Raw genomic sequence first — 9,437 nt, 5'->3', positions numbered from 1 at the left:
TCGGATGCCCGGACCTTAGCGCATCCCGGCCCGGGCCTCCGAAACGGCCGGTAGGCCGACTTGCACATCGTTTCGATGTGCGGCCCTGCCGTTACCTCGAGGGGCGAAACGTTGCTATTCGGCCTTGATGCCGACGGCCTTGACGATCTGCGCATAGCGCTCGTACTCGGCCGACACCTGCGTCTGGAACTGCCGCTGCGGATAGCCCGTGGCCTCGATGCCCTGCGCCGCGAGCTCGGCGCGGGCGGCCGGTGCCTGCACGATGCGCCCGGCCTCCGAGGCGATGGCGTCGAGCACCGGCTGCGGCGTGCGCGCCGGCGCGAACAGGCCGAACCAGGTACCCGAGCGGTAGCCCTTGTAGCTCTCGGCCACGGTCGGCACCTCGGGCAGCAGCGCATGGCGCTTCTCGCCGCTGGTGCCCAGCGCCACCAGCCGGCCGCTGCGTATGTGCGGCAGCGCTGGTCCGACCGCGATGAACATCACGTCGACCTGCCCCGCGATCACGTCCTGCATGCCCAGCGGACCGCCGCGGTACGGGATGTGCGTGACGTAGATGCCTGCCTTCTGCTTGAGCAGTTCCATGCTGAGCTGCTGCGGGCTGCCGTTGCCGGCCGATGCGTAGTTGATGTGCCCCGGACGGGCCTTCGCCGCGTGCACGAAGTCGGCCACCGTGCGGAAACCCGTCTTCGGGTTGGCGACGAGCACGAAGTCGATCTGGCCGAGCGACACCACCGGCACCAGGTCGCGCCGCGCGTCATAGGGAAGACCGGCCTGGATGTTGGGAAGGATGGTGATGGGGCCGTCCGCCCCCACCAGCAGCGAATAGCCGTCGGGCTGCGCCTTGGCCAGCCCGTCGGCTGCCAGGATGCCCGCCGCGCCGGCGCGGTTGTCGACCACCACCGGCTGCTTCCATTGCTCCGACAGCCGCTGCCCCAGGTAGCGCGCCAGCACGTCGGGCGAGCTTCCGGGCGTGTTCGCCACGGTGATGTGCACCGGCTTCGACGGATAGGCCGCCGCGGCCGTCTGCGCCTGAGCGGCCACGCCCAGCGAAGCACACGCCAGCAGCACGAGGGCGGGTTTCAGCAGCTTCGACAAAGGGGAATGGGCGCGCATGACGAACTTTCGATTGCAGGAGACAAAGGGCGCGATTCTGTCGCGCCCTCGCCCGCAAGCGAACGACCCATTTGTCAGATGCTTAGGCCGGTTCCGGCATATGCGGCGCCGCGAACCCGGCCAGCTGGCCATAGAAGGCATCGACCTGCTGCTGCGCGCCCTCGCGCATGGCGGCGTTGCGCCGGGCGCAGCTTTCGGCGTCTTCCAGCGCGCCCGCCTCGCCAACCCTGCGTGAAGCGTCCTGCACGAAGCGGCACATCGGGAACCGGCGCTCGCCGAACGCCCGCAGAGAGGCTTCGCCGATGCCGTCGCGCGCCAGCATGTCGGCCAGCACCACGGCGTCTTCCACCGCCATCGCCCCGCCCTGCCCCATGAAGGGCGTGGAGGCATGCGCCGCATCGCCGATCAGCAGCACGCGGCCCGCGTGCCAGGGCAGCGGCGCCTGCACTTCCTCGACCGCCGTGTAGAGCACCTCGGACCCGGCGCCGAGCTGGTCGAGGAACTGCCGGGCCGGCCCGCCGAACTCGGCGAAGCGCTCGCGCATCCGCGCGGGCCAGTCCTCCTTCGGATACCAGCGCCCGGCCGGCTCGCTCACCGTGCCGAAGATGTAGAGCCTGTCGTCGCTGATCGGCATGATGCCCAGCCGCTTGCCGATGCCCATCATCATGATCTTGGCGTCCAGCTCGCGCGGCCGCTCGTGCACGCTGCGCCAGACGCCGAAGCCGGTGTAGCGCGGCGCGATGGGGCCGGCGACGGCCTCGCGCAGCTGCGAGCGGATGCCGTCGGCGCCGACGACGAGATCGAAGCGCTGCGCCGTGCCATCGGAGAACACGACCTCCGCGCGATCGCTGCCTTCCGGCGATTCGATCTTCGTCACGGTGGTGGCCAGGCGGATCTCCACGCCCAGCGCATCGAGCCGCGCTGCCAGGATGCGATGCATCTCCGCGCGCCTGATGCCCGCGATGGGCGCCGCGCCGCCGCTGGAGCGCGGATAGAACACGTCGACGATGGGCTCGCCGTGGTGGTCGAGGTAGACGTTGCGGCCGTCCTCGATGGAGAAGCCCGCCTGCAGGATCTCCGGCAGCACCCCGACCCGGCGCAGCGCCTCCAGCCCGTTGCCGTAGATGAAGATGCCCGAGCTCTGGAAGCGCCACTCGGCCTGCTTCTCGACCAGCGTGACGCGAAAGCCCCGGTCGGCCAGCGCGATGGCGGCCGAGCAGCCCGCGATGCCTGCGCCGACGATCAATACCCGTGCCGCCTGCATCATCGCGCCACCTCGCCACCGCACACGTCGGCCAGCGCCTCGCAGACGCGGGCGATGTTCGACCCGTTGAGCCCCGCGACGCAGATGCGCCCCGACCCCACCACGTAGACCCCGTGGCGCGACTGCAGCATCGCGATCTGCCCGGCCGACAGCCCCGAGTAGCTGAACATGCCGTTGTGCTCGACGAGAAAGCCGAAGTCCTGCCCTGGCAGGGCCTCGCCCAGCATGCGGTGCAGGCCCGTGCGCATCGCGCGCATGCGGGCTCGCATGGCGTCCAGTTCGGCGCGCCACTGCGCGTTCCAGACTGCGTTCGAAAGCACGGCCTCGACCAGCGCAGCCCCTTGTGCCGGCGGGCACGAATAGCTGCGGCGGATCGCCAGCTTGAGCTGCCCCAGCAGCCGCCCCTGGTCCGCCGAGGGCGCGTGCACGGCCAGCGCGCCCACGCGCTCGCCGTACAGCGAGAAGATCTTCGAGAACGAACTCGCCACCAGGCAGGCAATGCCGCGCCGCACGCATTCGCGCACCGCCCATGCGTCCTCGTCCACGTCGTGCGCGAAGCCCTGGTAGGCCATGTCGAAGAAAGGCAGCAGGCCGCGCTGTTCGATCACGCCGAGCAGTGCCCGCCACTCGGCCTGCGACGGATCGACGCCGGTCGGGTTGTGGCAGCACGGGTGCAGCAGCACCACACTGCCGGCCTGCAGCTTCCGCAGCGCCGCGACGGCGCCGTCGATGTCGAAGCGCCCGGTCGACTTCGCGTAGTACGGATAGCTCTCGACGCGGAAACCCGCGCCGGCGAAGATGGCCGCGTGGTTGGCCCAGGTCGGGTCGGGCATCCAGATCGCGGCATCGGGCAGCACGCCCTTCAGGAAATCGGCGCCGACCTTCAGCGCGCCGGTGCCGGCGACGGTCTGCACCACCACGACGTTTCCGACGTTCCCGCCGAAGACCAGTTCGCGTACGGCATGGCGGTAGGCCTCGCCTCCCTCGGTCGGCAGGTAGACGCTGGGGCCTCGCGCCCCCGCGCCCGCTTCACGCGCGGCCCTCACCGATTCGAGCACCGGCACCTGCCCCGCTTCGTCGCAGTAGATGCCGATGCCGAGGTTGACCTTGTCGGGTCGCGGATCGGCCTTGTAGGTCTCGAACAGGCCGAGGATGGGGTCGTCGGCGTACGCCGGCAGTCGATCGAACACAGGAGCTCCAGGAGAAAGAAAAAGAGACAGCCTCAGAGCTGCGTCCGCACCGACCAAAGCTCGGGAAAGAAGCGGTGGTCGACCACGCTGCGCAGCCATCCCACGCCGGCCGAGCCGCCCGTGCCGGGCTTGAAGCCCAGGATGCGCTCGACCGACACGAAGTGCCGCCAGCGGTACTGCGAGAACACGTCGGCGATGTCCATCAGCGCCTCGCCGAGGCGGTAGAGCTCGCTCTCGGGCGTCGGGTCGCCGTACACCCACAGCCATGCCGCCTCCACGCCGGGGTTCGTCACGTAGGGCGCGGACCAGTCGCGCGACAGCGCCTCGGGCGGCACAGCGATGTCGCGGCGGTGCAGCAGCGCGAGCACGTCGTCGTAGAGGCTCGGCGAGTTCAGAGCCCGCTCCATCCAGGGCCACACGTCGGGGTTGTTGGCATGCGCCCGCGCCAGCGGCACCGACTTGTTGCCGAGGATGAACTCCACGTGCCGGTACATGTACGACTGCTGCCCCGAGGCGATGCCCAGCGTGTTGCGGAACTGGTTGAACTCGTGCGGCGTGATGGTCGAGAGCACGTCCCAGGTCTTGCCGAGGAATTCGAGCAGCGCCTTCACGCGCGGCGCCAGCTGCAGCGCGCCGGCCACGTCGTCGGCCCGCACGCGCGCCTGCATGTTGGCCAGCTCGTAGTGGATGGCCTTGAAGGTGAGCTCCTTGCAGTGCGTGATGCACATGAAGACCATCTCGTCGTGGCCTTCGCTGCGCATGTGCTGAAGGCTCAGCAGCAGGTCGTTGCGCTGGTGCTCCAGGTAGGGGTTGCTGGTGCCCTCGAAGGCGGTCAGCGGCTCGCCGTCGGTGTCGCGCACGGTCGTGGCGCGCTGCGTGTTGTCGCCGGTGGCGATGGGCTTCACCAGCGACAGCTCGAGCGCGGGGTTGCGGACTTCGGGAACGACTCTCTTGCGTGGGGTGGTGGCCATGCGCCGATTGTTCGGCGCGTGCGCGGCGGCCTCAACCTCCGGCAGGCCGGATTTGGGCACCGGGCGTACGGACGGCCGGTGCCTTCCTTCTTCAGCCGGGCTCGCCGTGCCGGCGCGCGTACGCGCTGGGCGTCATGCCCGTCCAGCGCTGGAAAGCGCGCGAGAACGCCTTCTCCGACTCATAGCCGACCGCCTCGGCCACCTGGTGCAGGCTCAGCTGCCGGTTCTTGAGCTTTTCGGCCGCCAGCGTCATGCGGTAGGAGCCCAGGTAGTGCATGGGCGTCACGCCCACCAGCGCGCGGAAGCGTTCGCTGAAGACCGTGCGAGACAGGTAGCTGGCCTGCGCCAGCGAGGCGACCGACCACGGGTGCCCCGGCTTCTCGTGCATCAGCGAGATCGCGCGGGAGATGCTCTCGTCGTCCAGCCCGCGCAGGCTGCCGAACCTGCCGCCGTGCTCCTGCGCCTGCGGCTGGGCGTAGAGGTGCTCGCAGAGGATGTGCACCAGCAGCAGGTCGGCCATGCGCGCCGCCGACAGCTGCCAGCCCGGGCGCTGGGCGACGGTCTCGTTCACCAGCGATTCCATGGCCTGCGCGAGCGAGGCGGTGGTGGGAATCTGCGCCTGCCGCAGCACGATCAGCGGCGGCAGGCTGCCGATGATCGAGCCCAGCCCCTGCGCGGGCATCCACAGGTGCAGCGAGAAGAGCTCGGTGGCCGGGCCGCCCCCGCCGTGCGAGAAGACGATGGGATGGTCGCCGTGCCGGCCGACCGAGTGCGCCTCGATCAGCGTGCGAAACGGCATCGGCTCCAGCCCCGGCGCCGACGACACGGTGTGCGCCCCGCCCTGCGGCAGCATCGCGATGTCGTGCGGCGCGACCTGCACCGGCTCGGCGCCGTCCACCGCGATCCAGTACGGCGCGCCGGTGCACATGCGGATCAGCGGGCCGGCGACGCCGGTCGAGTGCAGCGACCATGGGGCGGACAGCGAGAAGCGCGCGGTCACGGCCCTTTCGGACCTGTACGTCGCAAGCACATGGCTGAGTACGTCGCCGTCCCGCTCTGTGTCCATGCTGTTCGTGCCGCCCGGTGGTCTGTCTGTCTCGGAGATGGCGGCGATTATCTGGCATGCCAGGCGGGCGATTCGGCCGCCCGCTACCCATGGCGCCCCGGGATGCAACACAATGGCGTTTCGCAAGAAGACCGCATGAAGACAACGCCCTCGCACCCGAAGCCCCCGCGCGCCGCCCCGTTCGACAGCGAAACGCTGCTGCGCGAAAGCGGCCTGCGCGTGACGCGCGCCGCCCAGACCGTGCTCGAGCTCATCGAGCACAGCTCGCAACCCCTGACGCACGAGGAAGTGGCCGCCGCCTACACCGCCACCGCCGGCGAGGCGCCCGACCGGGTGACGGTCTATCGCGTGCTCGACCGCCTGGTGGAGGCCGGCCTGTGCGACCGCCGCGTGGGCGCCGACCGCGTCAACCGCTTCTCGCGCCACGTGGAAGCCGAGTCGGGCAACACCTTCGAATGCGACCAGTGCCACAAGGTGCTGGCGCTGCCCTCCGACCCGGAGCTGCCGAAGGTGATGGGCCGGCTGGGGCGGGCGCTGCGCAAGCAGGGCATCGACACCCGCCACACCGCCCTCACCCTGCACGGCACCTGCGGCGACTGCGCCCGCTAGCCGCTCTCTAGACGTTCCAAGACGGGAACGGATCCGGGAAGTTCTGCCACCACGAGGCGCCGAAGCGCATCTCGTCTTCCGTGAGCAGGCAGGCGTCGAGTTGGGCGCGCAGGGCGTCCTCGTCCATGCCGATGCCGATCAGCACCAGCTCCTGGCGGGCATCTCCGGTGGCCGGGTCCCAGTTCTTGCGGATGAGTTCCAGCGCATCGGGGTCGGTCGGCCAGTGCTCGCGCGGCACCGCCGCCCACCAGAAACCCGCCGCGCCATAGCGGCATGCGCCACCGGCCTGCGACCACGAGCCCGCGCGCGTGGCGCGGCTGGCGAGCCAGAAGAAGCCCTTGGAACGCACCACGCCCTCCCATTCGCTCTGCACCAGCTTCCAGAAGCGCATCGGATGGAACGGCAGCCGCGAGCGGTAGACGAAACTGCGGATGCCGTATTCCTCGCTTTCGGGCACGTGCTCGCCGCGCAGTTCGGCCAGCCAGCCGGGCGCCTGCTCGGCCTGCTCGAAGTCGAAGAGGCCGGTGTCGAGCACGCGGTCGAGCGCCACGCGGCCGAACTCCGAGACTTCGATTCGTGCGCGCGGGTTCAGGCTGCGCAATATCGCCATCAGCCGCTCGCGCTCCTCGGGCGAGACGAGGTCTGTCTTGTTCACCACCAGCACGTCGCAGAACTCGATCTGCTCGATCAGCAGGTCCACCACGGTGCGGGTGTCCTCGTCGCCGAGCGACTGTCCGCGCTGGCCGAGGCTGTCGGGCGAGCCGTAGTCGCGCAGGAAGTTGAAGGCGTCGACCACCGTCACCATGGTGTCGAGCCGCGCCACGTCGGACAGGCTCTTGCCGTCCTCGCCCGCGAAAGTGAAGGTCTCGGCCACCGGCAGCGGCTCGGAGATGCCGGTGGACTCGATCACGAGCTGGTCGAAGCGCTTCTCCTTCGCGAGGCGCCTCACCTCGACCAGCAGGTCTTCGCGCAGGGTGCAGCAGATGCAGCCGTTGCTCATCTCCACCAGCTTCTCGTCCGTGCGCGAGAGCTCGGCGCCGCCGTCGCGCACCAGCGCGGCGTCGATGTTGACCTCGCTCATGTCGTTGACGATGACGGCGACGCGCCGGCCTTCGCGGTTGTGGAGGATGTGGTTCAGCAGCGTCGTCTTGCCGGCGCCGAGAAAGCCGGAGAGCACGGTGACGGGGAGGCGGTCGGCCATGGGAGGAGGCTCCATATATGCAACAGGATTGCATTATATGAATCCAATGCAACTGCGTTGCATTTGTTGCGATGCCGGGCCTTGGCCTACCATCGGCGGCATGACCGCCCGCTCCGATTTCTCCGCCTTCGTCGCGCCGCCGCCTTCCGGCGAATCCCATGCCGCGGCGGTCGACGCCGCCTCGGCCTGCCTCGACCGCTTCACCGCCGCATTCAACGCATCGGACACCCGCGGCATGGACGCCGAGCTGCACTTTCCGCACGTGATGCTGTCGGGCGCGCAGCGGCTCGACTGGGTCGGCCCGGGCCAGCACCCGCCCGGCTTCTTCGAGGCACTGAAGGCCACCGGCTGGGCGCGCACGCAGTACGAGAAGAAAGAGCCGGTGCTGGCGGGCAACGACAAGGTCCATTTCGTCGTGACCTACACGCGGCGCGACGCGGCGGACGCCGTGCTCAGCACGCACGTCAACCTGTGGATCGTCGTGAGGACCGGCGAGCGCTGGGGCATCTCGCTGCGCTCCTACTGAAGGAAAAGACTCTCCATGCAACTCGTCTGGCCCTCGCGGGAACATCTCTCCAGCTACATCGCCGCGCTCGAGCGCGGTTGGTCGCCCAACAACCTTCGGCCCGAGGCGGGCCGGGAAGACCTTGCACAGATCCACGCCGACCCCGAAAGCTTTCTGACCAGCCTCGTCGACCCCGAAGCCAAGGGCCCGCCCGTCGCGCTGCCCGACGGCGGCACCGTGCCCCGCCTGCCGGGCTACCGGCGCTGGATGTGGGACGGCGAGTTCTGCGGCAGCATCCAGCTGCGCTGGCAGCCGGGCACCAGCGCCCTACCCGACTACTGCCTCGGCCACATCGGCTACGCCGTGGTGCCCTGGAAGAGCGGCCGGGGCTACGCCAAGGCCGCGTTGCGCGCGCTGCTGCCCGAGGCGCGCGCCAGGGGCCTCGACCACGTCGACATCACGACAGACCCCGACAACATCGCCTCGCAGCAGGTGATCCGCGCCAACGGCGGCGTGCTGGTCGAGGAGTTCGTCAAGCTGCCCGGGCTTGGCGGCACGCCGGAGCTGCGCTTTCGCATCGACGTGCGGGCGCTGCGGTAGCGCTACATCTCGAAGGCCGCTACCTGCCGGCCGTCGATGTCGGTGAAGCCGTACTCGCGCGCGAGGTCGGCCACCCGGAGCACCTCGCCGCTCCTGTCCATCACCTTCGGGTCGCCGGCCAGTGCCGCGACGGCCCGCCCCAGATAGCGCGGCGACTCGGTGCGCGACAGCGCGGGCCGCTCCTGCCAGTGCGCCTCGTCGGTCTTGTGGCCGGCCAGCACGAACTCGGTGCGCATCCAGCCGGGAGAGACGGCCACCGATGCCACGCCGTGCGGCTTCAGGTCCTGCGCCATGCCGAAGGCCAGCCGCGTCATCGACGCCTTGGCCAGGTCGTAGAAGAGGCTGCCGCGCAGGTAGTGGCCGCGGTCCCAGAAGGTGGTGGTGACGATCAGGCCCTTCTTCCGCCGCACCATCAGCGGCGCGGCGCAGCGGCTGGCCACGAGGTGGTTGCGCACGCCGCGGTCGAACATCGAGTCCCAGTTGGCGAGCGGATGCTCCCAGAACGGCGCCTCGAACACGCCGTTGAAAGTCTCGTGGCCGCCCCAGGCGTTGTTCACGAGCAGGTCGACGCGGCCGGCCTCGCGCTCCACGCGGGCGAAGAGCGCGGCGACCTCCTCTTCGTTCGTGTGGTCGCAGCGCACCGCGATGCCGCGCCCGCCCATGCGCGTGACCTCGTCCGCCGTGTCGTCGATGCTGCCGGGCACCGTCGCCATGTCGGAAAGTGCCAGCAGCTGGCCGTAGGTGTCGGCGGGCCGCTCGCGCGTGCTGCGCCCGGTGACGTACACGGTGGCGCCGGCCGCGCCCAGCTCCACTGCGATGCCGCGTCCCGCGCCGCGGCTCGCGCCGGTCACAACCGCCACGCAGTCCTTCAGCGGGCGGCCTGCCGTGTTTTCTTCGTTGTTCATCCTGTTCGTTCCT

Annotated in this window: 10 protein-coding genes; 3 read left to right on the top strand and 7 right to left on the bottom strand. The window is 69.9% G+C overall.

Features of this window, described 5'->3' with window-relative positions:
• Window positions 1-114: 114 nt before the first annotated feature.
• From ABL840_RS12650 to ABL840_RS12630, 5 genes are all read right to left on the bottom strand, one after another.
• Window positions 115-1,113, bottom strand: coding sequence for a Bug family tripartite tricarboxylate transporter substrate binding protein (locus ABL840_RS12650; protein WP_093300847.1), 999 nt, complete (start codon window positions 1,111-1,113; stop codon window positions 115-117).
• An 82-nt stretch (window positions 1,114-1,195) separates the two neighbouring features.
• Window positions 1,196-2,380, bottom strand: a complete 1,185-nt coding sequence (locus ABL840_RS12645) for an FAD-dependent oxidoreductase (protein WP_093300849.1) — start codon at window positions 2,378-2,380, stop codon at window positions 1,196-1,198.
• Entirely contained in the window at window positions 2,377-3,567 is a 1,191-nt protein-coding gene (locus tag ABL840_RS12640) for an aromatic amino acid transaminase (protein ID WP_093300850.1), read from the bottom strand. The genes ABL840_RS12645 and ABL840_RS12640 overlap by 4 nt, the downstream gene beginning before the upstream one ends.
• Before the next feature lie 32 nt (window positions 3,568-3,599).
• Window positions 3,600-4,538: a tryptophan 2,3-dioxygenase gene (locus tag ABL840_RS12635; RefSeq protein WP_093301197.1), complete on the bottom strand. Its 939-nt coding sequence runs from the start codon at window positions 4,536-4,538 to the stop codon at window positions 3,600-3,602.
• A gap of 91 nt (window positions 4,539-4,629) precedes the next feature.
• Window positions 4,630-5,604, bottom strand: a complete 975-nt coding sequence (locus ABL840_RS12630; RefSeq protein ID WP_093300852.1) for an AraC family transcriptional regulator — start codon at window positions 5,602-5,604, stop codon at window positions 4,630-4,632.
• A 135-nt stretch (window positions 5,605-5,739) separates the two neighbouring features.
• On the opposite strand from ABL840_RS12630, the gene ABL840_RS12625 reads away from it, so the two are divergent.
• The gene (locus ABL840_RS12625; RefSeq protein ID WP_093204376.1) at window positions 5,740-6,213 is read left to right on the top strand and encodes a Fur family transcriptional regulator; all 474 of its coding nucleotides are present in this window, start codon (window positions 5,740-5,742) and stop codon (window positions 6,211-6,213) included.
• A 7-nt stretch (window positions 6,214-6,220) separates the two neighbouring features.
• On the opposite strand, the gene zigA is transcribed toward ABL840_RS12625, so the two are convergent.
• On the bottom strand, window positions 6,221-7,414 hold the full coding sequence (gene zigA, locus ABL840_RS12620) for a zinc metallochaperone GTPase ZigA (RefSeq protein WP_093300854.1): 1,194 nt from the start codon (window positions 7,412-7,414) through the stop codon (window positions 6,221-6,223).
• A gap of 100 nt (window positions 7,415-7,514) precedes the next feature.
• Between zigA and ABL840_RS12615 the strand changes: the two genes are divergently transcribed.
• Entirely contained in the window at window positions 7,515-7,940 is a 426-nt protein-coding gene (locus ABL840_RS12615; protein WP_093300855.1) for a hypothetical protein, read from the top strand.
• A gap of 15 nt (window positions 7,941-7,955) precedes the next feature.
• Complete coding sequence (locus ABL840_RS12610; RefSeq protein ID WP_093300857.1) at window positions 7,956-8,519, top strand: GNAT family N-acetyltransferase; 564 nt, start codon at window positions 7,956-7,958, stop codon at window positions 8,517-8,519.
• A gap of 2 nt (window positions 8,520-8,521) precedes the next feature.
• On the opposite strand, the gene ABL840_RS12605 is transcribed toward ABL840_RS12610, so the two are convergent.
• Window positions 8,522-9,424, bottom strand: a complete 903-nt coding sequence (locus tag ABL840_RS12605) for an SDR family NAD(P)-dependent oxidoreductase (RefSeq protein WP_093204367.1) — start codon at window positions 9,422-9,424, stop codon at window positions 8,522-8,524.
• Window positions 9,425-9,437: the final 13 nt, after the last annotated feature.

It is taken from the genome of Variovorax sp. NFACC27 (genome assembly GCF_048301545.1).
Taxonomy (GTDB): Bacteria; Pseudomonadota; Gammaproteobacteria; order Burkholderiales; family Burkholderiaceae_C; genus Variovorax; species Variovorax gossypii.
The sequence above is the reverse complement of the archived record's forward strand: the minus strand, read 5'-3'. Positions and strand labels throughout refer to the sequence as shown.

What these genes read in the sequence shown, in the direction of transcription:
- ABL840_RS12650 (WP_093300847.1), bottom strand. Translation starts at nt 1,113, where the DNA reads ATGCGCGCCCATTCCCCTTTGTCGAAGCTGCTGAAACCCGCCCTCGTG.
- ABL840_RS12645 (WP_093300849.1), bottom strand. Translation starts at nt 2,380, where the DNA reads ATGATGCAGGCGGCACGGGTATTGATCGTCGGCGCAGGCATCGCGGGC.
- ABL840_RS12635 (WP_093301197.1), bottom strand. Translation starts at nt 4,538, where the DNA reads ATGGCCACCACCCCACGCAAGAGAGTCGTTCCCGAAGTCCGCAACCCC.
- ABL840_RS12630 (WP_093300852.1), bottom strand. Translation starts at nt 5,604, where the DNA reads ATGGACACAGAGCGGGACGGCGACGTACTCAGCCATGTGCTTGCGACG.
- ABL840_RS12625 (WP_093204376.1), top strand. Translation starts at nt 5,740, where the DNA reads ATGAAGACAACGCCCTCGCACCCGAAGCCCCCGCGCGCCGCCCCGTTC.
- zigA (WP_093300854.1), bottom strand. Translation starts at nt 7,414, where the DNA reads ATGGCCGACCGCCTCCCCGTCACCGTGCTCTCCGGCTTTCTCGGCGCC.
- ABL840_RS12615 (WP_093300855.1), top strand. Translation starts at nt 7,515, where the DNA reads ATGACCGCCCGCTCCGATTTCTCCGCCTTCGTCGCGCCGCCGCCTTCC.
- ABL840_RS12610 (WP_093300857.1), top strand. Translation starts at nt 7,956, where the DNA reads ATGCAACTCGTCTGGCCCTCGCGGGAACATCTCTCCAGCTACATCGCC.
- ABL840_RS12605 (WP_093204367.1), bottom strand. Translation starts at nt 9,424, where the DNA reads ATGAACAACGAAGAAAACACGGCAGGCCGCCCGCTGAAGGACTGCGTG.